This is a genomic window from Heyndrickxia sp. FSL W8-0496 (genome assembly GCF_038007825.1).
In the GTDB taxonomy this organism is placed as follows: Bacteria; Bacillota; Bacilli; order Bacillales; family Bacillaceae_C; genus Heyndrickxia; species Heyndrickxia oleronia.
In genome coordinates, this window is the sequence record NZ_JBBOXX010000001.1 from 4,737,185 (window position 1) to 4,762,500 (window position 25,316).

Sequence of the window (25,316 nt, forward strand, 5' to 3'; positions counted from 1 at the left end):
AGTCGAGAGATATTTGTTAAAATTTCACTTAAACAGTTACAATGTTTGAGAAAAGAGCCTAAAAAAAACAGACGGATTCATCCGTCTGTTACTGATAAATATGAACAAATGGTTCTTTCTCACCTGGGTTACGGACAATAATTGCCTTTGGTCCGTTAACAGAGGTTACATTAATTTCTAATGAGACATAATCAGGGAAGGTGTTTATTACTAAACCTGTTATATATTGAGTAAAACCTATTACTTCAGCCTCTCCATAAAACTGGATCGGTATTTCAATACTTAATTGATTAAGTTGTTTATCTTTGTATAATCCTCGTCCAATAACACCATTATAATTAGGAAAATACTCTTCTACATCTTGCTTAAATTTATCAAAAGTATTGGCATCATCGCGATAATCCTTTTTCGTCTCATCGTCTGGGAAAAGATAATACTTTTCATCGATCTTTTTCCAATCTCCGATACTAGCGCTCCCTTTGCCAACTTCTGTATACGAAACAAAGTTCCCTGGGACAACTGAAGACTTCGATTTTTGCTTGAATAGGGCAACGGTTATAGGAACTTCCTTTAAACCATCCATATTTCTAAGACGTTTGACTACTTCTTCAGCAATCTTCTTCCCTTCACTTTCAGTTTTTTCATGGATATCTTCCTCATATACAGCTCCGTATTGTTCCTTTTGATAATAGTGAACAGTATTTAAGGCTAGTCCTATAACAACTCCACCTAATGATACTTTTCCTTCTTTATCTTTTACTAAATAATCATGTTCTAAGATATGAGCTAAGTAGATTGGGTTCTTCTCATTTTGTTCTTCAACTGTCCCCTTTTCATCATTAGCTGGATTTAATCCTAAATTTTCTGCTTCCGTCATCTTTTTTTCTTTTAATTGACTTGGAGTATATTTTCGATTCAACCATGCATCGACTGTATCTTTATCCAAGTATTGTCCCTCTTGAAAAAGATACGTGTCCGGTGAAAACGTTTTTTGTGCGACTCTCATTAATCCTGTTTCAAATTCCTGTATATCATAGCGAGTATTTAAGTTGCTAACAATTCTACCTCTTGCTTTACTCGGTTCAAATGGTAGGATCGTTCGATAATACTGGTCAGAAACTTGATAGTTAGGGATAATCGCCGATTCCTTTTTATTATTCTTGTCCTGTACAATTTTACTTTCCGTATCAAATTTTGGTGCACACCCTGCCAATAAGAGCATGACAGCAGCGCACACCGGCAACCACTTTTTCATACTATTTCCACCTTTAATTTCGTCCTATTTTCATAGACGTTTTACCTAAAAATAAAGTTTCACTTAGTCCTAACGTAGTATAATCTTTTTAGCTGATAAACTAAAACATTTTCTCTTTTAACGATTAAACTCTTCAAGCATTTTCTCTTCATCCCAAACTTCGATGCCAAGCTCTGTTGCCTTTGTTAATTTCGATCCTGCATCTGCTCCAGCAATGACTAAATCTGTTTTTTTACTTACACTACCTGTAACTGTAGCCCCTAATGCCTCGAGTTGCTCCTTTGCTTCATTTCTTGTCAGCTGCTCAAGCTTTCCGGTTAAAACTACAACTTTCCCTGCTAAAGAAGATGAAATGGATTCCACTTGAACCGGCATTGGACCTGTATAATTCATATTTAACCCTGCAGTTTCTAGCTCTTGGATCAATGAAATTGCCTCTTCATTTTCAAAATAAGAAACAATTGAGTCTGCCATCTTTTCGCCAATATCTTGAATAGCTGTAAGCTCTTCTCTTGTTGCCTTCTTTAGTTCATTCATGTTTCCAAATTGTTGCGCTAATGTTTTAGCCGCTTTTGCCCCTACATGGCGAATCCCAAGACCAAATAATAGTTTTTCTAATGAATTGGATTTTGACTTTTCAATAGCCGCTAATAAATTTGTTACAGACTTCTCTCCCATACGTTCTAAAGCTAATAGCTGATCTTTCTGTAAACGATAGATATCTGCAACATCGTGAATGAGCTCGTGTAAGAATAATTGACTAATTACCTTTTCACCTAATCCATCTATATTCATTGCATTTCTAGAAACAAAGTGGATTAACCCTTCTCTTATTTGAGCTGGACATTTTGGATTGATGCAGCGTAAAGCCACTTCACCTTCTAGACGAACAAGTTCACTTTCACATTCAGGACAATGTGTAGGCATCATAAATTCTTTTTCCTCACCTGTTCGTCTTTCCACTAATACATTCACTACTTCAGGAATAATATCTCCTGCTTTTTTAATGACAACATGGTCGCCAATTTTAATATCCTTCTCACGAATTAAATCTTCATTATGCAATGATGCTCTTTGTACCTTCGTTCCCGCCACTCGAACAGGGTCCAATAATGCTGTCGGTGTAATCACACCTGTTCGCCCAACACTCAATTCGATATCACGCAGCCTTGTAACGACTTCCTCTGCAGGAAACTTATAAGCTATTGCCCATCTTGGACTTTTTGCTGTCGTCCCAAGTTCACTTTGCTGAACAAATGAATTTACCTTTATAACAATTCCATCAATCTCATAAGGAAGATGAGGTCTTTTTTCAACCCATTTCTGCACATATTGAATGACCTCTTCAATACTTGTACATTTCTCCCGTTCCTTGTTTACTTTAAAACCAAGCTTTTCTAATAAATTTAATCCGTCATGATGGGTCGTAGCACCTGTTTCACTAAAATCGCCGATAGCATACAGGAATATATCCAAATTTCTAGATGCTGCGATTCTAGGATCAAGCTGTCGTAAAGAGCCAGCAGCAGCATTTCGAGGATTAGCGAATGGTTCTTCTCCATTCTCTTCCTTTTGTTGATTTAATTTTTCAAAGGACTTTTTCGGCATATATGCTTCGCCACGAACCTCAATTGTCATTGGTTGACTAATCCGCAATGGAATGGAGCGGATTGTCTTAAGATTAGCTGTAATATCCTCACCAATCGTTCCGTCTCCTCTAGTAGATCCTTGGATAAAAAGCCCGTTTTCATAATGTAGAGAGATTGCTAATCCATCTATTTTCAGTTCACAAACATATTCAACATCGTCGCCAACTGCTTGCTTTACTTTGCGATCAAAATCACGTAAGTCTGCTTCATTAAAAGCATTTCCGAGACTTAACATTGGAATCTTATGCTCAACTTTATTAAAGGCTGATAAAATTTCCCCACCTACACGTTGCGTAGGGGATTCCGGTGAAACTAAGTCGGGATACTGTGCTTCAATATCTGTTAACTCTCTCATTAACTGGTCATATTCTGCATCTGGAACGGAGGGATGATCTAACACATGATACTCATAATTGTATTGATTTAGGAGTGTATGCAGCTCCTGTACACGTTTTTCAGCAGCCTTTTTTTCCATAACAACAACCCTTCCATTGTTAAAAGTAAATAAGCTGAATGAAATCGGTGGAGCCGATTTCATTCATCCTAATTTATTATATTTTAGTAATAGGAGCAAATTCCGCCAAGAGACGCTTAATACCTACAGGACTTGGAAAAGCAATATCCAATTCGATTCCGTTGCCTTCTCCTTTAACACTAACAACAGTCCCTATTCCCCATTTTTTATGTTCCGCTTTATCACCTACTACCCAAGCGGCATCATTCCCACCGGAGCTTGCTGGAACAGGTCTTGTCACTGGACGCTTCATAGTAGGGTTAGAACCGAATGGTTTCTTAATTTGTTTCGCTTGCTTATGAACTGGTTCTACTAAATCCTCAGGGATTTCACTAATAAAACGAGAAACAGGATTCATGTTCGTGCGGCCAAATAATGTTCGCATACCTGCATTTGTTAAATACAACTCTTCCTCCGCTCGCGTAATCCCAACATACGCCAAGCGTCTTTCTTCCTCCATTTCCGCTTCGTCCATTAAGGATCTGTTATGAGGAAAAACTCCTTCCTCAAGTCCAATTAAAAATACAACTGGGAACTCTAACCCTTTAGCAGAGTGGAGTGTCATCAACACACATGTCTCACTTTTTGTTTCTTCCTCATCAAGACGATCAATATCTGCAACTAAAGCCAGATCAGTTAAAAACGCTACTAAGCTCTTATCCTCATTCGCCTCTTCGAAATTCTTCGTTACTGATAAAAATTCATCGATATTTTCAAGTCTACTTTGGGACTCCAAGGTTTTTTCAACCTTTAACATGTCTCTGTAACCTGATTTTTCAAGAACTTCTTCGACTAATTCAGTGACAGATAAGTATTCCTGCATCCCAGTATACCCTTTTATAAGTTCGTAAAATTCATAGGCTGCTTTAGCTACTTTCGGGCTTACCCCGATAAAATCAATTTCCTTTAATGCATCCATAATTGAAATATCATGTTCGGCAGCATATCGAGCCATTTTATCGAAGGAGGTTGCCCCAATCCCACGTTTTGGAACATTTATAACACGTTGTAAACTAATGTCATCATTTGGATTCGCAATGAGCCTTAAGTACGCTAGTATATCTTTGATTTCCTTCCGATCGTAGAACTTAATTCCACCAACAATGTTATATTCAATATTTGATTTTAAGAAAACTTCCTCAATCACACGTGATTGTGCATTGGTTCGGTAAAGTATAGCAATATCAGAAAGCTTACGTGCACCTGAGCTTGTCAGCTCTTTTATTTTACCTGCAACATATTGGGCTTCAGATTGCTCACTATCTGCACGATAATAGACAATTTTGGGGCCATCTTGATTTTCTGTCCATAAATTTTTCGGTTTACGATTAGCATTATTTTTTATCACTTCATTTGCCGCGTGAAGAATTCTTTTCGTTGAGCGATAGTTTTGTTCAAGTAAGATTACTTTTGCCTGAGGATAATCTTTCTCAAAGGATAGAATGTTAGCAATATCTGCACCACGCCAGCGATAGATCGATTGGTCGGAATCCCCCACTACACAAAGGTTTTGAAAACGCGATGCAAGCATTTTTACAAGCGTATATTGGGCTCGGTTTGTATCCTGATACTCATCGACATGGATATATTGAAACTTTCTTTGATAGTATTCTAAAACTTCTGGAACCCTTTGAAATAATTGAATGGTTTTCATGATGAGGTCATCGAAATCTAGCGCTTGATTTTTTCTTAGGCGCTTTTGATATTCCTCATATACATCACTAACAACTTGTTCATAAAATCCACCGACAAGCTTTGAATACTCTTCAGGATCCACTAATTCATTTTTCGCACTGCTAATGGATCCTAGAATGGTTCTAGGATCAAATTTCTTTGGATCAATATTTTTGTCCTTTAAAATTCCTTTAATAACCGATTGCTGGTCTGTTGAATCCAGAATCGTAAAGTTTCTGTTAAAGCCGATTCGATCAATATCTCTTCTTAATATCCGCACACACATAGAGTGAAATGTTGATATCCATACATCTTCTGCTGCACCACCCATAATACTTCCAATCCGTTCCTTCATTTCCTTCGCAGCCTTATTCGTAAAGGTGATCGCTAAAATATTGTATGGATTTATACCTTTTTCTACCATTAAGAACGCCACTCGATGGGTCAGAACTCTTGTCTTTCCACTTCCTGCTCCTGCCATAAGTAGCAAGGGACCATCTGTTGTTTTCACTGCTTCCTGTTGCTGAGGATTCAAGCCATTTAAAAGCCGATCCGTTAAAAATTGCATATTTTCAACACCACCATTCAGAACATTTGTTCCTATTATAATTATATATGATCTAGTCTGTCTACCTTAATTCATAACTGCTTTCACTGTTTTCAATGCCTCTCCAAAGTTTTCATAGAGTGCATTACCTACTACGATAACATCAGCAAATTGTCCCATTTCTTTCGCCTGTGCAGCATTTTTAATACCGCCACCATAAAATAAGGTTGTATTATTCAAATACCTTTTTGCTGATTTAACCAGATTTACATCACCGTATTTTCCACTGTACTCCAAGTAGAAAATTGGCATTTTAAATAAATTCTCAGCCATCATTGCATAAGCAACGACATCATCTTCATCTAAATTAGCATTAGCCGAAGTCATCTTGGCTGCTTTGCAATCTTCGTTTAAGATACAATAACCCTCTACAAGAATTTCATCCCAATTCATCAGAACACCATAATCTTTCACTGCTTGATGATGTATCCCTTTTATCCATTTTACATCTGTGCTATTTAAAACAGTTGGGATAAAGTATAAATCAAACCCAGGTGTAATCGATTCAAGATTTGAAATCTCTAATACACATGGTACTGTATATCTTCTAACTCTTGACATTAAATTAAGAACATTGTCCAATGTAACTCCGTCAGATCCACCAATAATAATGGCACTAGTACCTGATTCACATACTCTTTCCAAATCGGAGTCCGATATTTCCTTATTAGGATCTAATTTAAAGGCGTGGCGCCATTCGCGAACGTCATACATCCGAATAAAATCCCCCATTCTATATTCCTCCATCATTATAGCATTTGATTGAACTAGCAAAAAAGGATTTCCATATTTATTTGGTAGGGAAAAAAATGTAATTGGTACATATAAAATAAGAAGGGCTGTTTAGGCTCTGATTCGAAAGAACTATTGTGAAATGAATTTATATTATGAAATATTAATACTTTTAGGAAAATTTGAAAATTTATTGATGGTTTATCACAATAATTTCGTGTTATTTTCCCAAGTTAATTGACCTAGAAAGTGTGCTATTATTAGGTTAAGAACTTTTCCACCAAGCAATAAAATTTGTTAGGAGGATGAAAAAATGAAAATTGAAAAAGTTAAAACAGAACAGAAACCAGCGAAGATTACTAAACGAGAGATTGACATTCTGATTTTCAAAATTGATAGGTTATTAAATGAAAGTCATCCAAGTGAATTACAAAAGGCTTGATTATATAAAGGGCTTTTGAATAGTACAAAAGCCCCCTCTTTCAATAATTGATTGTTAAAGGGATATTTTTGCGCTATTCTAAATATAATGAATATAAGAAATCTGAACCATCACAATTTCACTAGATAAGTAGAATCACCTAAATTATTTTCATATTATTACCACTTCACATAATTTTTAATATATAATAAAGGAAATATGTAGGTTCAGGTGATTACTATGAATATCGGTGCCATCATAAAATTAAATAGAATTAATCAAAACCTAACCCAAGAAGACCTCGCAGATGGAATTATTTCTATTTCTTATCTATCGAAAATTGAGAATGGTAAGATTGAACCAAATGAAGAGGTGATCAAACTTCTTTGTCGTAAACTAGGAATTCAAGTGAATAATCAAATAGATGACAGTATTAGAGAAAAGTGTCACGAATGGTTTCGCTTACTATTGACTTCTTCGGATATTGCTGAATTGGAAAAAATGTTTGGAGAAATAACTGAATTATTAAAAGTTATCCATAATTCAGAGTTACAAATACTGGTTAATATTCATATGATTAGGTATTACTTAAAAATTGGTGATACTGACAATGCCATACAAAAAGTGAATTCATTAAAGGATGTTAGTGGTACTTTTAATAATCTTCAAAAATACTATTGGTATAAATTTAATGGGAATTATTATTCAATCATTGAAGAGGAAAACGAAGCTCTGCATAACTACACATTAGCCGAAGACCTTATTCCAAGCATTGAATTATCCCAAGAGGAAGTGGCAGATTTACAATACGCACTTTCCGTTACATATAGCAAATTTCGTTTAACATCTGAAGCACAAAGTTATGCAAACAAAGCTTTAGAGTATTATCGACAAGTCTATCATTTTTCTCGATGTGCAGAGTGTCACCTAGTTCTTGGTATTTGTTATAGAAGAATTAATAATCATGATAAGGCTATCAAAAATTATAATTTAGCTAAACAACTTGCGGAGAGCACTGATAAGAAAGAAATTATAACATTAACACATTTAAATATTGGATATCTTTATTTTGTAAAAGAAGATACTGATCAAGCCATTAAGCATTTAGATATTATTATCAATGACAATGAAGCATCGATACAATTACGTTTGTTAGCTATTACATCAATAATTGGAAAATCATATAGCATAAATAATATTAATGAAACTAGAAAAAGAATTCAACAAGGGCTTAAATTAATAGATTCAAACAACAAGAATAAATTTTTAGCATTTTATTATGAAATTCTTTGCCATTTATATTTAATTGAAGAAAGAAATGAAGAGTTTGAAGAATTAATGGTTAATAACTTTATACCTTTTTTAAAAGAATCCAAAAACTACGCAAAATTAACAGAGTTCTCCGAGATGCTTGGAAACTACTACTGGAAAAAACACAAGTATAAAAGCGCTGCAACTTATTATAACTTAGTAAATAATTCATATAAAAAAATTATTCAAATATAGGGGGATTAAAAAAATGAAAAAAATAATGATTTCATCTGCTGTCACTTCATTATTATTATGTGGTGCATTAATCGTAAATTTTAATTTCCATCACGATAAAGGTAAGGATATCGCTGCCGGTGGTGGAGAAATGGAACCCAAGGTTCTTTCAACTAGAAGTATTTTAGTTTAGTAACAAAAGAAGAAGTAAAAATCACTTTTACTTCTTCTTTTTTATTTTCCACAAAAAAAAACAGCATGATCCCATGCTATTTTTACAATTACTATTCCGCATCTTCTTTTTTCTCTAATCCTTTATCCTTAATTCTTTCTAACACCATTTCATAAGAATCATTTCCATAATTTAAGCAACGTTTGACGCGAGAAATGGTTGCTGTACTTGCTCCTGTTTCGTCTTCAATTACATGATAGGTTTTTTTCTCACGGAGCATTCTTGCTACTTCTAAGCGCTGGGCTAAAGATTGGATTTCATTGATTGTGCAAAGATCATCAAAAAATCGATAGCATTCTTCAATATCTTTCAGTGAAAGCACCGATTCAAATAATTGATCCAATGCTCTTCCACGAAGTTTTTCTATTTGCATTAGTAATCTCCCCTATTTTTCATTAGTTTTATATTTATTTTAAAATATGGACGTTTTGTATTAACAATAGTGATTTACATGTTTTTAAATGATACATCACTCAGACTTGGAACGATATTAATCCACGTTTTACCTGGAAAAAGTTTGATTGGTTCCCCATTTTCATATGGGATAATCTCACCTTCGACATTGTTCCATTCAATTTCCCGGTACATTCCGTTCTGGACTATATATGCTTTTCCACCGGAGGTTACATTAATGTCTCGACGACCTTCATTATCAATGATATGATGTTCCATTTCAACAATAATAAGATTATCAATTAATACTGGCTCATTTGAATCCTCATCAATCGTTTGTTCATCGTCAGAATATCTTAACAGCTTCTTAATCTCATTATTATATTCATATTTCACATTAAATACATTGCTTTTCGAATAGGCAATCTCTATTTGATTTGTCTCTTCTCCATAAATTTGCTGTATTTCATTATTTGTTGCAAACTCCAATGGATGTGGTGCGAAATCCATATTGATATCTCTTAACTCTGCACCTTTTAATATATTATCGTATGAGATATATGAATTATGTGGTGCTTGACGATCACTTGTACGTTCGAACAAGGTGCCATCATATTGCATCCCATTAATATGATCAATATATCCGTTCTCCAGCATTATATAGGCTTCAGGACTGTATCCATGTGCCACATAAAGACTGTTATACCCCTTAGCTAAATCGATAAAATAATCTCTTGCACTTCGAACAGGTCCAATTTTATCCGGCTTTTCACTTTGAAATATTGCAAGAAAGCGTGTGACCTCCCCTTCAGCTAATGCTTCAAAGATAATGTCCGCCTTACTTAGTCCTGATTGAGGTCTTGCTTTTGGATGATTATTGATCATAACAGCAATTGAGCGATTATTTGGCTCATTTTCTGTACCTAAACCCGTTAATGGAAAAGTGAATGTAGGCTCAAGGTCTTCTTGCTGGTCTCCCGAAACTTCCCCTCTTTCAGGAGCTTGTGCTGATTCCTTTTTTGATTGCTCACGATGATTACAGGCAGACAATAATGTTAGCAACATAATCATCATGAAAATCAATCTCCGTTTACCCATATTCTTAAAACCCATCCCTTTTTTCTAAAGTATTCGCTTTAACATTTTACCGCATTATTGTTGGAAAGAGTACCGTTTTGTTCATTACATCATAAATTCCTCTCTGGGTAATTCTGATATAAGGTAAATGAGTTGCTGAAAAAAATAACAAGGAATAAATTGGATCATTATGAGGATAGCCTCGATCTACAAGCAGTTCCTTTAATTTTTTCTCCTCTTTGATTAAAAGATTCATTTCTTTATCTGACATAAAGCCTGATAAACAAAGAGGAATTTCATGAATAACTTCTCCATTTTCGGTTAAAACAATTCCCCCACCCAATTCCTTCATCCGATCAAAAGCAAACATCATATCATTCTTGTTCTTCCCAATTAAAATGATATCCCCTGTACTTGAAAATGATGATGCAAATCCCATAACATGACTAGAAAAACCTTTTACAATAGTATTCATTCTCCATGTTCCATCTCTGCCAATGAGTATCATAAAACTTTCATCATGATCTGTAGTAAGCTGATCAGCAGAAACATCAAAGCTTACAGAATATGGTTTCGTAATTACATCATTAATCATTTCAATCCCAAATGGCATAGAAAATTGCATATCATCATACGTTAGTTTCCAATCCAATTCTAATGGAGCAAATCCATATTCCTTCCATTCTATATCCTGATCCTCAACATATACCCTTCCATCTTTCTTTAACCATTTTCCTTTAGATAGAACGGCAATAGGAGTAGGATTTTTTTCATCTTCAAGAAAGTTTATACTTGCCACACGCCCTGTAGTAAGAAGGCCATGTAAATGATCAATATTATAATATCGAGCTACATTATAGGAGGCCATAAGATAAGCATCAATGACTGGAATCCCTTTTTCAATAGCCATACGAATCATCATATCCAAAATTCCATTTTCATAAAATGCAGGGGTAGAGCCATCAGTATTAAAAAACATGGATCCGTATTGGTCAATTCCTAATCTTTTCATATCATCTAAAAGAACAGGTAAATCTGGACGAATCGATGAATGACGTAAAGAAACCATATAACCTTGCATTAAACGATCATAAACTTCTTCACCTGTCATTGCTTCATGATCACAATCAGCCCCGAATAACATCATTTTTGCTAATGTCTTTTCTGAAGCACCAGGAAAATGACCTTCTATTTTTTTCCTCATTCGCTTCGCCTCTTGAATCCAATGTAGAATTAAATCATCTCCATCAAGAAGCTTCGGCCAGCTTGTTAATTCTCCACCTTGTAAAACTGCATCATGTTCAAGCCATGATTTTACTTCACTATGAGAAAATACTGTCTCCTCTTCCCTTAACTCTGTTTGGGAATCAAATCGACTCCACCAGTACATCGTGACTGGAGAATGGCGTAGCTCTCTTATTAAAGAAAACGCTTTCTTTTTTCCTAATTGCAAAGCAAGCACTAAATTGTCATTAACGATAGTCGTGGTCCCTGTTTCTGATGCATATCGTGCAAAGGACTGGGGATTATATAATTGAAATGGGTGAACATGTGGCTCAATATAGCCTGGAACAAGAGTTAATCCAGTGCAATTAATAACCTCGCAATCGGTTGTATTATCAGGAAGTGCTTTCCCTGTATACACTATGCGATCTTCATAAATCCAAATATGACCGGTCATCCATTTTCGAAAAATCGAGTGTAAGTATTTAGCATTTTTCAAAAGAATCGTTGGTGATTTCTTCCCGTTTAAAATAGCAACATGCTCGCGAATTTGCTTGTTTTTCCAACGGTATCTTTGGTCTAACATTAACATCCCTCCCTAAGGAGATATTTACTTTTGCTTATAGTATCATATTTTACTGTTTAACGCAGTAAAGTTTTACAATAATTTTCAACTTATTTGTGAAGGGAGAACAATAAAATGAAAATTACTCCTAATATTGGGATACTCAATGCATTAATTCGCATAACCTGCGGCTTAACCTTACTATCATGGTCAAGTGCAAAATTATCAAAAAAGCCATGGTGCAATTCGTATATTATTGTGATGATTTTAAGTGCAATGAAAGTGGCTGAAGGTATTGTCAGATATTGTCCTGTTACAGAACTATTGAAGAACGGACAAAATCCAATGGGCAGTAATAAAGGGAAAGAAGCACACTCAATGACTCCGGCAAAACATTCAGATAATCAAACAGATATCAATGTGATGAAAGAGATCAAGAACTTCCAAGATCAATTAAAAGATTAAGCGCAAAAACTAATTCGCAAGCACTCAAAGGGACATACATTGCGGAATTGTTTTACACTTTCAGTTTGAAAAAAAAAATCGTAGGTGTCTTTTCATTCTTACTAGACACCTACGATTAAATTATTCCACTAAAGCCAAAGCCTTTGATCCGATATCTTTACGATAGAAAAAACCTTCGATAGACAAGTTCTCCATCTCTCCATACACTTTGTTTATGGCTGTTTTGAGATCCTCACCCTTGGATGTTACCAGTAATACCCTTCCTCCATTAGATACAAGTGTTTGATCTGCACCCATCTCTGTTCCCGCGTGAAACACAAGTGTAGAGGAATCAAGCTTTGTTAAATCAGGAATTTTTATACTCTTTTCATATGAATTTGGGTAACCATTTGAAGCAAGAACGACACCAACTACCGATTCATCTATCCAAGAAATTGTCGGCATAGATTCATCCATTATGTCTTTGAGTACTTGAACAAAATCGGATTCAAGTCTAGTTAATACAACCTGAGTTTCTGGATCACCAAAGCGGGCATTAAATTCAATTACTTTAGGTCCTTCCTGCGTAAGAATTAACCCTGCATAAAGAATTCCTGTAAAATTCCTATTTTCTTGTGCTAATGCATGGGCGGTAGGAACTAAAATTTCTTTAACTGCTCGATCAACCTCAGTTTGAGGTATTTGTGGTACAGGTGAATAAGCTCCCATTCCCCCTGTGTTTGGCCCTTGATCTCCATCAAAGGCACGCTTATGGTCCTGAGCAATCACCATAGGATAAACAGATTCACCATTTACAAAGGCCATTAAAGAAAATTCTTCACCTTCTAAGAATTCCTCGATAACGACCTTTGTCGATGCTGAACCAAATTTTTCATTGACCATCATTTCCTCAAGACCGGATAGGGCTTCATCTAGCGTGAAAGCCACAATTACTCCCTTACCTGCAGCAAGACCATCAGCTTTAATAACAACTGGTGCACCATGCTCCTCTAGATACGTCTTAGCTTCCTCATACATATCAAAGGTTTCATATGCTGCGGTAGGAATTTGATATTTTTTCATTAAGTCCTTGGCAAAAGCCTTACTTCCTTCTATCATTGCTGCTTCTTTTCGCGGCCCAAACACAGGTAACCCAGCTGCTTGAAATTCATTAACGATTCCAGCGGATAATGGCTCTTCAGGTCCGACAATGGTTAAGTCGATCTTCTTTTCCTTTGCAAAGGTGATTAATTCACTGAAATCCATTTCTGAAATGGGAACAATCTCTGCATCCGCACGAATTCCACCATTACCTGGTGCACAATATACCTTTTTCACCAATGAACTTTCCTTCACTTTTTTACAAATTGCGTGTTCTCTCCCACCTCTGCCTATGACTAAAATATTCATTTTTTCATCCCCTCTTAAAAAATGGCACCTGGTTTAATTACGCCCAAGGTGCCCATTGTTTTTTCTTTTTTAGTAGGCTCTTCTCTAAAATCTGTTTGGTATGATTTAAAATTCCTGGTGCTAAAAAAATTTTTCCACCTGTTGAAAAGTCCTTTTGTATCATTAAGAACGTTTAGTGCTTGAAATGACGTATTCCTGTAAACACCATGGCAATTCCGTACTCATTTGCCTTTTTAATAGAATCTTCGTCGCGTATTGAACCACCTGGTTGAATGATCGCTGTAATTCCAGACTTCGCTGCTGCTTCAACTGTATCATCCATTGGAAAGAATGCATCAGAAGCCATCGCTGCCCCCTTTGCTAGATTCCCAGCTTGCTCTAAGGCTATATTAGCTGATCCTACACGATTCATTTGACCCGCACCAATTCCAAGTGTCATTTCATCATTGGAAACAACAATTGCATTCGATTTAACATGTTTTACAACTTTCCATCCCAGTTTTAGTGCCTTCCACTCTGACTCTGTTGGCTTTCTATTGGTTGGAACTGAAATATTTGCATCATCAAATGTATGTGTATCTTGATCCTGAATGAGTAGACCACCTTCAACTGATGTAATGACCTTTTCATTTTTTTTCTGGAGATCAAAAGAAACTGTCAAGAGGCGTAGATTTTTTTTATTTGTTAAAATTGATAGAGCTTCATCTGAAAATGATGGTGCAATAATAATTTCTAAAAAGATTTCATGTAGTTGCTCAGCTGTTTCTTTATCTACTTCTCGATTAAATGCTACGATACCACCAAAAATCGATGTAGAATCAGCCTCATATGCCTTTTTAAACGCTTCTGCTATACTATTTCCTAAACCAACACCACAAGGGTTCATATGCTTAACCGCAACTGCAACAGGTTCAGAAAAATCCTTCACAATTTGAAGGGCTGTATCTGCATCGTGAATATTATTGTAAGAAAGTTCTTTGCCATGTAATTGCTTTGCATGTGCAATAGAAAATAATGATCCTATTGGATTCATATAGAAACTTGCCTTTTGATGAGGATTTTCTCCATAACGCAATGATTGTTTTATTTCATAAGAAAAAGTGATACGTTCTGGATTTTCTTCTCCAACAAGATTTGTCATATATTCGGCAATATAAGAGTCATATGCAGCAGTATGTCGGAAAACCTTTGCAGCTAAACGTTTATTCGTTTCTTTAGACACTGCACCATTCAATTTTATTTCCTTTAATACACCATCATAATCCTGTGCATCAACAATGACAGTCACGTAATCATGATTCTTTGCTGCAGAACGAAGCATAGTTGGACCACCAATATCAATATTTTCAATAGCCTCTTCTTCTGTCACATTTGGCTTAGAAATCGTTTGTTGAAATGGATATAAATTCACGCAAACAAGATCGATAGGAGTAATCCCTTGTTGATCTATTTGTTGAAGATGTTCAGGAGTACGTTTTGCTAGCAACCCACCATGAATGAAAGGATGAAGTGTTTTTACTCTTCCTTCCAGTATTTCCGGAAATCCTGTCACATCCTCTACTCCAATTACCGATAGACCAGCTTCTTCAAGTGTTCGTTTTGTTCCGCCAGTAGAAATGATCTCGACTCCTGCCTCAAGTAATCCTTTGGCAAACTCTACGATTCCTGTTTTATCTGAAACACTGATTAATGCACGTTTCATGGTGTAACCCCCTCGTTTTTTTGCAATAACAATTGAATGGTTTCTGGATATAAACGGTGCTCAATTTTGTGCACCTTTTCGGCTAATGTTTGTTCTGTATCCACTATATCTATTTTTAATGCCTCTTGAGCAATGATTGGACCCGTATCCATACCTTCATCCACAAAATGAACTGTTACTCCTGTCACCTTAACACCTGCCTGGAGTGCCTGTCTCACAGCATGTTTTCCTGGAAAGGAAGGGAGAAGTGAAGGATGGATATTAATAATCCGATTTGTGAATTTCTGTAGTAAAGTATCACCAATGAGCCTCATATATCCTGCCAAAACAATAAATTCGACCTGATGTTTATACAGTACATTAGTAATTTCTTTCTCATAATCAGACTTTGAATCATACCTCTTCGGATCAAATTGAAAAATAGGAGTATGTTCTCTTTTAGCTCTTTCGAGAACAAAAGCGTCTTCTCTGTCACAAACGAGTAATTCAACTGATGCCTCTAAACTACCTGACTTTATTGCATCCATAATAGCCTGATAATTACTTCCACTTCCTGAAGCAAAGATAGCAATTTTCGTCATCTACTTAACTCCCTTTAACAAACTGTACACCCGGCTGTTTTGTTATTTTCCCAATTTGGTATGCCTGTTCTCCCTGAGTGTTGAAGAAATCGAGTGCCGCATCAACAATTGATGAATCAACCGCAATAACAAAACCAATTCCCATATTAAATGTATTGAACATTTCTTCCTGAGTAATTTCACCATATTTTTTCAGTGTTTTAAATATTGGCAAAATCGGCCATGTTCCTAGCTGAATTTCAGCTCCCAAACCGCTCGGTAACATCCGAGGAATATTTTCAATAAACCCACCACCAGTAATATGTGCCATACCTTTAATCTTAAATTTAGCCATTGCTTCTAAAATTGGCTTTACATATATTTTTGTTGGGGTTATTAATTCAGTGCCTAGTGCCTCTTCTAATTCTGGTAACTTTTCATCTATAGAAAGTTGATGATCTTCAAAAAAGATTTTTCTCACTAGTGAATAGCCATTGCTATGGATTCCACTAGAGGATAGTCCAATTAGCACGTCATTTTCTTGGATGAATTCCCCTGTTATCAATTCAGATTTTTCACATGCACCGACGGAAAATCCCGCCAAGTCATATTCATTCACATCATATAGTCCTGGCATTTCTGCTGTTTCTCCACCGATAAGAGCACAACCAGCTTGCTCGCAACCATCTGCGATCCCCTTAACAACTGCTTCTATTTTCTCAGGTATTGCTTTTCCGCAGGCAATATAATCAAGAAAATACAACGGCTCTGCCCCTTGCACAACAATATCATTAACACACATTGCTACGCAGTCAATTCCAATTGTGTCATGCTTATCCATTTGAAAAGCTAATTTTAGCTTGGTTCCTACTCCATCTGTACCTGATACAAGTACAGGTTCATTCAAATTTAAAGCAGAAAGATCAAAAACACCACCAAAGCTTCCTAGTTGCCCAAAAACCCCTAGACGATTAGTACGTACTGCATGCTTTTTGATTCTTTCTACCGCTTCATATCCAGCTTCAATATTTACTCCTGCATCACGATACGTATTTCCCATTATCATAGCCCCCTAGCGCACAAGTTCTTTTTCATGAGGTAGTACAGTGTCTGGATATATTTCCGTTGGATAATTTCCAGTAAAGCATGCTAAGCATTGACCACACTGATTTCCGTCTTGAGGTCTTCCAATCGCTTGCAGCATTCCATCAACACTTAAGAAGGTAAGGGAATCTGCACCAATGATGTCGCGAATTTCTTCAACACTATGCTTCGATGCAATTAACTCTTCATGTGTAGAAGTATCAATCCCATAAAAACAAGGATTCTTCATTGGCGGAGAGCTAATGCACACATGAACCTCTTTAGCTCCAGCTTCTCTTAGCATCGTGACAATTCTTCTACTTGTTGTTCCACGAACAATTGAGTCATCTACCATAACAACTCGCTTCCCTTCAACCACTCCACGAACTGGTGCTAACTTCATTCGGACCCCTTGCTCTCTTAGTGATTGTGAAGGCTGAATAAATGTTCTTCCAACATATCGATTTTTAATTAATCCCAATTCATAAGGAATCCCCGCAGATTCCGCATATCCGATCGCGGCAGAAATGCTTGAATCCGGAACGCCAGTGACAACATCCGCTTCTATTTGAGCTTCTATTGCCAATTGTTTCCCCATTCTTTTCCTAGCTGAGTGAACATTGATTCCGTGGATATTGCTATCCGGTCGTGAGAAATATACATATTCCATTGTACAAATAGCACTTGAGGTAGAATACGTAAATGGTTCAGAGCGAAGACCATGATCGTCAATAACAATGAGCTCCCCAGGTAGTACGTCACGAATAAATTCCGCTCCAATAATGTCAAATGCACATGTTTCGGAAGCTACACAATATGCATCTCCAATTCGACCGATTGATAAGGGGCGTAAACCATTTGGATCAAGTGCAACCATTAACTCTGATTCCGTCATTAATAAAAATGCATAGGCACCTTTCAACATTGTTAAAGCATTTTTTAATTGATCCTTTAAGGAAAGGAAGCCACTTCTTTTAATTAAGTGGGCTAATACTTCTGTATCAGAGCTTGTTTGAAAAATACTCCCTTGTGCCTCAAGCTGATGCTTTAAGGCATTAGCATTGACTATATTCCCATTATGGGCAAGGGCTAAGCTGCCATTTTGAGAGTGGAAGAGGAGAGGTTGAACATTTTCAACTCCACCCCCACCAGCTGTTGCATAACGAACATGACCAATCGCAGACTGTCCTTCTAATTTTTCAATCTTTCCTTCAGTAAAGACTTCTGTAACAAGTCCTTCTCCTTTTATTCCGTGTAAACTTTCCCCATCGGTTACAACAATACCTGCCCCTTCCTGACCACGATGTTGCAGGCTGTGCAAACCATAATAAGTAATTTTTGCTGCATCTGGATGACCCCAAATTCCGAAAACACCGCACTCCTCATTCAAACCCTTTATTTCAGCAAGCATGGGATAGCCCCTTTCCAAGCTTGCTCACACTCGTGAACATCCGCTTCGATAATGACCTTATGACTTGTATCTTTAATCAAAAGCTTTTCATCGCCGATTATTCGACCAATTAAATAGGAATGATCAACGCTAGCTTCAAATTGTTCCTTATCCTCTTCTTTGACAGATACAATAAATCTAGATTGTGTCTCACTAAATAGAGCAACTACAGGGTTTCCATCAAGGATAACCTCTGCCCCTAAACCATTTGTTCCAAATAAACACTCCGCTAAGGCAACTGCTAGTCCACCTTCAGCAATATCATGAGCTGAAGAAACTAAACCTTCTTTAATCACGGACAACAGCTGAGCCTGTCTGCTCGCCTCAATTGCTAAATCAATCGTCGGTGATTTGCCAAAAATATCGTTATTCTGCATTTTCTGAAGCTCACTGCCCCCGAATTCAGGCTTTGTCTCACCAATAAGGTAAATGAGATCACCATTATGTTTAAATTGCTGTGTTGTAATGTGGTTAAGGTCTTCAATTAAGCCAACCATTCCAATTACAGGTGTTGGATAAATTGCTTCTCCTTTTGTTTCATTATAAAGAGAGACATTTCCGCCAATAACGGGACTATTAAGTGCACGACATGCTTCACTCATACCATCTGCTGCCTTTTCAAGCTGCCAAAAGATTTCTGGTTTCTCCGGATTACCAAAATTCAGACAATCAGTAATCGCTAATGGCTGTCCTCCAGAACAAACAATATTTCTTGCTGCCTCTGCTACAGCAATTTTCCCACCTGTCTCTGGATCTAAATATAAATAGCGGGAATTACAATCCGTTGTCATCGCTAATGCTTTTCTGGTTCCACGGATTCTAACTACCGCAGCATCAGATCCTGGAGTAACAACAGTATTCGTACGTACTTGATGATCGTACTGTTTATATACCCATTCCTTGCTAGAGATTGTAGGCTGTTTTAATAGATTGACCAGGGTATTCTTATAATCTTCAACACTCGGAATCTCTTCATTCATTTCTTGGAATTCACGATAATAAGCTGGCTCTTCTGAAGGCTTGTAATATACTGGCGCATCTTCAGCAAGTGCATCCGTCGGTACATCTGCAACAATCTTTCCATGATGGATGAGTCGAAGCTTCTTATCATCTGTTACACGTCCAACAGAAACTGCTTCTAATCCATATTTAGAAAATAAATCAACGATCTCTTGCTCTCTTCCTTGCTTAACAACAATCAACATTCTTTCCTGTGATTCTGAAAGCATCATTTCATAAGCTGTCATACCTGTTTCACGTTGTGGTATATGGTCTAAGTTCATTTCAATACCCGATCCAGCTTTACTTGCCATTTCTGCAGATGAACTTGTGAGACCAGCTGCACCCATATCCTGTATACCAACTAAGGCGTCAGACTTCACCAATTCAAGACAGGCTTCTAATAATAGTTTTTCCATAAATGGATCTCCTACTTGGACAGCTGGACGCTTTTCTTCTGATTTCTCACTTAATTCTTCAGAAGCAAAAGTTGCCCCATGGATTCCATCTCTACCTGTTTTCGCTCCGACATACATCACGGTATTTCCTACACCAGTTGCTTGACCTTTTTGGATATCTTGATGATCAATTAGGCCAACACACATTGCATTTACTAGTGGATTCCCTTCATAAGAAGGATCAAATTGAACCTCACCACCAACTGTTGGAATACCAATGCAATTACCATAGCCGGCAATGCCTGCTACCACTTCTTTAAACAAATAATTTGTTCTGGAATTTTCCAATTCCCCAAAACGTAATGAATTTAATAAGGCAATCGGTCTTGCTCCCATGGAAAACACGTCACGGATAATCCCGCCTACTCCCGTTGCAGCTCCTTGATAAGGCTCAATAGCTGATGGGTGATTATGACTCTCTATTTTAAAGACAACGGCCTGATTATCGCCAATATCAACAATACCTGCCCCTTCTCCAGGACCTTGAAGGACTCTTTCACCTTTGGTTGGAAATTTTTTTAATATCGGTTTGGAATTTTTATAGCTACAGTGTTCTGACCACATAACAGAAAAAAGTCCTGTTTCTGTATAGTTTGGCAATCTACCTAAAATGTTCTCGATCATGACGAATTCTTCATCAGTTAAGCCCATTTCACGATATATTTTTTCTTCTTTTATTTGGGATGGATGTGGTTCAAGCATTAACGACATGAGCTTCCCTCCAGTTCTTAACTATTGATTGAAATAATTTAAGTCCATCTGCACTTCCAAGTAATTCATCAACTGCTCGTTCCGGATGTGGCATCATGCCAAGGACATTGCCCTTTTCATTGATTATGCCTGCGATGTTGGCAATACTGCCATTGGGGTTATGATTATAAGTAAAGACAATTTGGTTATTCTCTTTTAAACGTGTTAATGTTTCCTCATCACAATAATAATTCCCTTCACCATGGGCAATCGGAATATCTATCATTTCATCTTTTTCATATTGTGAAGTAAAAATTGTGTTTCTGTTTTCAACTTTTAATTGAACTGTTTGACAAATAAACTGTAAGCTATCATTTCTTCTCATTGCACCTGGAAGTAGACCAGATTCTAATAAAATTTGAAATCCATTGCAAACACCTAAAATTGGTTTACCTGCTTCAGCAGCTTTAATTACTTGCTTCATAACATTGGAGAATCGAGCAATGGCTCCCGATCTTAAATAGTCACCATAAGAAAAACCGCCCGGTAAAAGAATTCCATCAAATTCGTCAAGATGTTCCGAATCATGCCATACATACTCAACTTCTTCTCCAAGTTCATCCTTAATTGCATGAAACATGTCTACGTCACAGTTAGAACCAGGAAATACGATTACGGCAAATCTCACTGTGCAACACTCTCCTCAATTTCATATCGGTAATCTTCAATAACAGTATTAGCAAGGAGACGTGTACATAGCTCATGAATAACCTCTTCTATATCACGATCGCTTTTTTCAATTATCAGCTCCATATATTTACCAATTCTTACATCTGTCACTTCACGATAATTCATACTGTGAAGTGAATTTTTAACGGCTGTTCCTTGTGGATCCAAAACACTTTCTCTTAAAGTTACATAAACCTTTACTTTATACATGTGTTGTTTCCCCCTTCAAGCGATTTAATATTTCCTGGTATACAATTGTTATGTCTCCTAAATCTCGTCGAAAAACATCTTTATCTAGCTTTTGATTGGTTTTCTTATCCCATAATCGGCAAGTATCTGGTGAAATTTCATCAGCTAGTAATATTGCTCCTCTCGTATCCTTACCAAATTCTAGTTTAAAATCAACTAAGCGAACGCCTAATTCTAAAAAGATTTTTGATAAAATATCGTTTATTTTCAGTGCTTGTTGTTTTAAAAGAGCAAGTTCTTGTAAACTAGCAATCTCTAATACTTCAATATGGTCCTCTGTAATTAAAGGGTCGCCTAATTCATCATTTTTGTAATAGAATTCAACAATCGGTTGCTTTAATCGTGTTCCTTCTTCCAATCCAAGTCTATTCGCTAAGCTTCCCGCCACGATATTTCTCGTTACAACCTCTAGGGGTATAATTGAAACCTGTTGAACCAGCTGTTCATAACCAGAGATTTTTTTAATAAAATGACTTTCAATTCCAAATTTCTTTAATCGCGCGAAAATTAAACTTGTAATTTCATTATTAAGCTGTCCTTTACCAGCAATCTCTGATTTCTTCTCCCCGTTAAAGGCAGTTGCAGAATCCTTATATTCAATCCACAAAACGCCAGCACTATCTGTTTTGTAAACCCTCTTTGCCTTCCCTTCATACATCAACTCTTGTTTCTCCATTACATGAGCCCCCTAAGGTGTTAGACACTTACGATTATGAATCGTAAGTGTCTAGTTTATTAGAAATGCATTAAGCTATTAGTTACAAGCTGCTAGAGATCCTATATTTAATTAAGTCCTAAGCGCTCAAAGATGATATCTACATTTTTTAGATGATAGTTATAATCGAAGCAATCAGCAATTTCTTCTTTGCTTAGTTTGCTCTGGATGACAGGATCTGCTTCGATAAGATCACGGAATGGAATTTGTTTTTCCCACGCCTCCATCGCTCTCGGTTGAACAGTATCATATGCTTCTTCACGGACCATTCCTTTATCAATTAGTGCCAGCAGCACACGTTGTGAATAAATAAGTCCAAGGGTCTTATCCATATTTCGCTTCATGTTATCAGGGAATACAGTTAAGTTTTTCACGATGTTCGCAAAGCGATTCAGCATATAATTCAAGGCAATCGTCGCATCAGGTAAAATAATTCGTTCTGCAGATGAATGGGAAATATCTCTTTCATGCCATAATGCTACATTTTCGTAGGCTGTTGTCATATAGCCACGAATAACACGAGCCATACCTGTCATATTCTCCGATCCTATTGGATTTCTCTTATGTGGCATCGCAGACGATCCTTTTTGACCTTTAGCAAAAAACTCTTCTACTTCACGAGTTTCACTTTTTTGTAATCCGCGAATCTCAACAGCAAACTTTTCAATTGATGTTGCAACTAGTGCTAATGTTGCCATATAGTGTGCGTGACGATCTCTTTGTAATGTTTGTGTTGAAATAGGTGCTGCCTGTAATCCAAGCTTTTCGCATACATATTTCTCAACAAATGGATCGATATTTGCATACGTACCAACTGCTCCTGAAATCTTACCAAACTCTACACCAGCTGCTGCTTGCTTAAATCTCTCAAGATTACGTTTCATTTCTTCATACCATAATCCGAGTTTTAAACCGAATGTAGTTGGTTCTGCATGGACACCATGGGTTCTTCCCATCATTACCGTATATTTATGTTCCTTTGCTTTATCAGCAATGATTCCAATAAAATTCTCAATATCTTTTAAAATAATTTCGTTTGCTTGCTTTAATAAATAGGATAAAGCTGTATCTACGACATCCGTTGAGGTTAATCCGTAATGTACCCATTTTCGTTCTTCACCTAATGATTCTGAAACTGCTCTTGTAAAAGCTACCACATCATGGCGAGTTTCTTCCTCAATCTCTTTAATACGATTTACATCAAATGTTGCATGTTCACGGATCTTTTGTACATCCTCTTTCGGTATTTCTCCAAGTTGAGCCCATGCCTCACACGCTAAGATCTCTACCTCTAGCCATGCCTTAAAACGATTTTCTTCTGTCCAAATAGCGCCCATTTCTGGACGTGTATAACGATCAATCATTCATTTTTCCTCCGATTCTAAATTCCAAATCCCACTATTATTTAAATCTAATAATGTGATATCAATATTATCTGTCAAAACTGTAACATGCCCCATTTTCCTTTGATGCTTTGGTTGAGCCTTTCCATATAAATGTATAGACCAATCTGAATGTAATGGAATTTGTTTGATTAATTTTGCCACATGTTGACCTAATACATTCACCATTACGACTGGTTTTAATAGTTTAGGCTGACTTAATGGCCAGTTGCAAATGGATCGAATATGCTGTGCAAATTGAGAAAAATCACATGCTTCAATCGAGTAATGTCCCGAATTATGTGGTCTAGGAGCTAGTTCATTAATAAATATGTCTCCATCCCTAGTCACAAACATCTCAACTGCTAATGTTCCAACAAGATGAATATGATCTGCAATTTGTCTTGCTAGTCTATATGCAGTTTCAGCGATATCTTCTTTTATACGTGCTGGGACAATGGTTTGATGCAAAATATTGTCTACATGAATATTCTCTCCTACTGGAAAGCATTCCATGTCACCATTTCGGTTTCTAGAAATAATCACTGATATTTCCTTTTCAAATGCAAGCCATGACTCAAGCACACAAGGACCATGTACGAGAAGTTTTTCAGCCTCTAAGACATCTTGATTACTTCTCAATACATGCTGACCCTTTCCATCATATCCTCCACGGCTTGTTTTTAAAACACATGGATATCTGAGTTGTTCAATCCCATTGAGTAATTCCGCTTTTGAGTGGATTACCTCATACGGTGCTACTTTAGCACCTGCATCGATAAGTGTACGTTTTTCAGTGATTCGATCCTGTGTGATACGGATAATTTCTGCGCCTTGCGGGACATTTGCTATTTTCGTCAGCGAAACTAACGATTCATAGTCAATGTTTTCAAATTCAAATGTGATGACATCACATTTTTCTGCCAATCGTTGTAAAGCCTGAAAATCATCATAGCCGGCTGTTAATTGTTCATCGGCAACTTGACCACCTGGACAATCATCAGTAGGGTCTAATACAATAATTCTAAACCCTGCTTCTTTAGCAGCTAATGCCATCATCCTACCTAATTGGCCTCCACCAATAATTCCAATGGTCTTCCCTGGTTGAATAAATGTATTATTCAAGATGATCACTACTTTCAAGCACACTTTTTTTTGTTTCTAAGCGTTTATTTTCTAATTGATTAGCGATTTCTTGATTATTTATAGATAGAATTTGTGCAGCTAAAAGCCCTGCATTTTGAGCGCCTGCTTTTCCGATAGCTACGGTTGCTACTGGGACTCCACCAGGCATTTGCACGATTGACAATAATGAATCTAAGCCATTTAAAGCCTTCGATTGAATGGGTACCCCAATTACAGGAAGCGTTGTTTTGGCTGCAATCATTCCTGGTAAATGAGCTGCGCCACCTGCCCCAGCAATAATCACTTCTAGGCCCCGGTCTCTGGCAGTTTCAGCATACTCAAACATCATATCAGGAGTTCTATGAGCAGAAACTACCCTTTTTTCATACTTAATCTCTAATTCTTCTAATATTTCACAAGTATATTTCATTGTTTCCCAATCTGAAATACTTCCCATAATAACTCCGACTTTGGTTTTCATATAGGCCTCCG

Annotated in this window: 23 protein-coding genes; 4 read left to right on the forward strand and 19 right to left on the reverse strand. The window is 36.8% G+C overall.

What is annotated here, in order from left to right; translation table 11 throughout:
• Positions 1-88: 88 nt before the first annotated feature.
• From NST63_RS23955 to NST63_RS23970, 4 genes are all read right to left on the reverse strand, one after another.
• Entirely contained in the window at positions 89-1,255 is a 1,167-nt protein-coding gene (locus NST63_RS23955) for a CamS family sex pheromone protein (protein WP_212946176.1), read from the reverse strand.
• A 117-nt stretch (positions 1,256-1,372) separates the two neighbouring features.
• On the reverse strand, positions 1,373-3,379 hold the full coding sequence (gene ligA / locus NST63_RS23960) for an NAD-dependent DNA ligase LigA (protein ID WP_071977427.1): 2,007 nt from the start codon (positions 3,377-3,379) through the stop codon (positions 1,373-1,375).
• A gap of 76 nt (positions 3,380-3,455) precedes the next feature.
• A complete protein-coding gene (gene pcrA, locus NST63_RS23965; protein ID WP_058004488.1) occupies positions 3,456-5,660 on the reverse strand; it encodes a DNA helicase PcrA in 2,205 nt (734 codons plus the stop codon).
• A gap of 66 nt (positions 5,661-5,726) precedes the next feature.
• Positions 5,727-6,413: a heptaprenylglyceryl phosphate synthase gene (locus NST63_RS23970; RefSeq protein ID WP_058004587.1), complete on the reverse strand. Its 687-nt coding sequence runs from the start codon at positions 6,411-6,413 to the stop codon at positions 5,727-5,729.
• 331 nt (positions 6,414-6,744) lie between these two features.
• On the opposite strand from NST63_RS23970, the gene NST63_RS23975 reads away from it, so the two are divergent.
• From NST63_RS23975 to NST63_RS23985, 3 genes are all read left to right on the forward strand, one after another.
• Positions 6,745-6,873, forward strand: coding sequence for a hypothetical protein (locus NST63_RS23975; RefSeq protein ID WP_257234353.1), 129 nt, complete (start codon positions 6,745-6,747; stop codon positions 6,871-6,873).
• A 219-nt stretch (positions 6,874-7,092) separates the two neighbouring features.
• The gene (locus NST63_RS23980; protein ID WP_341043902.1) at positions 7,093-8,358 is read left to right on the forward strand and encodes a helix-turn-helix domain-containing protein; all 1,266 of its coding nucleotides are present in this window, start codon (positions 7,093-7,095) and stop codon (positions 8,356-8,358) included.
• A gap of 13 nt (positions 8,359-8,371) precedes the next feature.
• Complete coding sequence (locus NST63_RS23985) at positions 8,372-8,530, forward strand: hypothetical protein (RefSeq protein WP_212946172.1); 159 nt, start codon at positions 8,372-8,374, stop codon at positions 8,528-8,530.
• Between the two features lie 91 nt (positions 8,531-8,621).
• Here NST63_RS23985 and NST63_RS23990 read toward each other — a convergent pair whose 3' ends face one another.
• The 3 genes from NST63_RS23990 to NST63_RS24000 form a co-directional block, all read right to left on the reverse strand.
• Positions 8,622-8,942 carry a YerC/YecD family TrpR-related protein gene (locus tag NST63_RS23990; RefSeq protein WP_180213774.1) on the reverse strand — a complete coding sequence of 107 codons (321 nt, stop codon included), beginning with the start codon at positions 8,940-8,942 and terminating at the stop codon, positions 8,622-8,624.
• A gap of 74 nt (positions 8,943-9,016) precedes the next feature.
• Complete coding sequence (locus NST63_RS23995; protein ID WP_436580639.1) at positions 9,017-10,060, reverse strand: DUF3048 domain-containing protein; 1,044 nt, start codon at positions 10,058-10,060, stop codon at positions 9,017-9,019.
• Between the two features lie 46 nt (positions 10,061-10,106).
• Positions 10,107-11,849, reverse strand: coding sequence for an adenine deaminase C-terminal domain-containing protein (locus NST63_RS24000; RefSeq protein ID WP_341043905.1), 1,743 nt, complete (start codon positions 11,847-11,849; stop codon positions 10,107-10,109).
• Positions 11,850-11,963: 114 nt separating this feature from the next.
• Between NST63_RS24000 and NST63_RS24005 the strand changes: the two genes are divergently transcribed.
• Entirely contained in the window at positions 11,964-12,293 is a 330-nt protein-coding gene (locus NST63_RS24005) for a YgaP family membrane protein (RefSeq protein WP_341043906.1), read from the forward strand.
• Positions 12,294-12,413: 120 nt separating this feature from the next.
• On the opposite strand, the gene purD is transcribed toward NST63_RS24005, so the two are convergent.
• The 12 genes from purD to purE all read right to left on the reverse strand — a co-directional run bounded on the left by purD (position 12,414) and on the right by purE (position 25,305).
• The gene (gene purD / locus NST63_RS24010) at positions 12,414-13,682 is read right to left on the reverse strand and encodes a phosphoribosylamine--glycine ligase (protein WP_341043907.1); all 1,269 of its coding nucleotides are present in this window, start codon (positions 13,680-13,682) and stop codon (positions 12,414-12,416) included.
• A 172-nt stretch (positions 13,683-13,854) separates the two neighbouring features.
• On the reverse strand, positions 13,855-15,384 hold the full coding sequence (gene purH / locus NST63_RS24015; RefSeq protein ID WP_341043908.1) for a bifunctional phosphoribosylaminoimidazolecarboxamide formyltransferase/IMP cyclohydrolase: 1,530 nt from the start codon (positions 15,382-15,384) through the stop codon (positions 13,855-13,857).
• Positions 15,381-15,965 carry a phosphoribosylglycinamide formyltransferase gene (gene purN, locus NST63_RS24020; RefSeq protein WP_180213777.1) on the reverse strand — a complete coding sequence of 195 codons (585 nt, stop codon included), beginning with the start codon at positions 15,963-15,965 and terminating at the stop codon, positions 15,381-15,383. The genes purH and purN overlap by 4 nt, the downstream gene beginning before the upstream one ends.
• Before the next feature lie 4 nt (positions 15,966-15,969).
• Positions 15,970-17,004, reverse strand: coding sequence for a phosphoribosylformylglycinamidine cyclo-ligase (gene purM / locus NST63_RS24025; RefSeq protein WP_341043910.1), 1,035 nt, complete (start codon positions 17,002-17,004; stop codon positions 15,970-15,972).
• Positions 17,005-17,016: 12 nt separating this feature from the next.
• Positions 17,017-18,438 (reverse strand): amidophosphoribosyltransferase, encoded by a 1,422-nt coding sequence (gene purF, locus NST63_RS24030; protein ID WP_058004480.1) that lies wholly within the window; start codon positions 18,436-18,438, stop codon positions 17,017-17,019.
• Positions 18,423-20,645 carry a phosphoribosylformylglycinamidine synthase subunit PurL gene (gene purL / locus NST63_RS24035; protein WP_341043912.1) on the reverse strand — a complete coding sequence of 741 codons (2,223 nt, stop codon included), beginning with the start codon at positions 20,643-20,645 and terminating at the stop codon, positions 18,423-18,425. The genes purF and purL overlap by 16 nt, the downstream gene beginning before the upstream one ends.
• The gene (gene purQ / locus NST63_RS24040) at positions 20,629-21,312 is read right to left on the reverse strand and encodes a phosphoribosylformylglycinamidine synthase subunit PurQ (RefSeq protein ID WP_212946165.1); all 684 of its coding nucleotides are present in this window, start codon (positions 21,310-21,312) and stop codon (positions 20,629-20,631) included. The genes purL and purQ overlap by 17 nt, the downstream gene beginning before the upstream one ends.
• Positions 21,309-21,563, reverse strand: a complete 255-nt coding sequence (gene purS, locus NST63_RS24045; RefSeq protein WP_058004477.1) for a phosphoribosylformylglycinamidine synthase subunit PurS — start codon at positions 21,561-21,563, stop codon at positions 21,309-21,311. Before purS ends, purQ begins: the two co-directional genes overlap by 4 nt.
• The gene (gene purC, locus NST63_RS24050) at positions 21,556-22,278 is read right to left on the reverse strand and encodes a phosphoribosylaminoimidazolesuccinocarboxamide synthase (RefSeq protein WP_341043913.1); all 723 of its coding nucleotides are present in this window, start codon (positions 22,276-22,278) and stop codon (positions 21,556-21,558) included. Before purC ends, purS begins: the two co-directional genes overlap by 8 nt.
• Positions 22,279-22,385: 107 nt before the next feature.
• Positions 22,386-23,681, reverse strand: coding sequence for an adenylosuccinate lyase (gene purB, locus NST63_RS24055; protein ID WP_341043914.1), 1,296 nt, complete (start codon positions 23,679-23,681; stop codon positions 22,386-22,388).
• Positions 23,682-24,824 (reverse strand): 5-(carboxyamino)imidazole ribonucleotide synthase, encoded by a 1,143-nt coding sequence (gene purK / locus NST63_RS24060; RefSeq protein WP_341043915.1) that lies wholly within the window; start codon positions 24,822-24,824, stop codon positions 23,682-23,684.
• A complete protein-coding gene (gene purE, locus NST63_RS24065) occupies positions 24,817-25,305 on the reverse strand; it encodes a 5-(carboxyamino)imidazole ribonucleotide mutase (RefSeq protein WP_058004473.1) in 489 nt (162 codons plus the stop codon). The genes purK and purE overlap by 8 nt, the downstream gene beginning before the upstream one ends.
• Positions 25,306-25,316 lie beyond the last annotated feature (11 nt).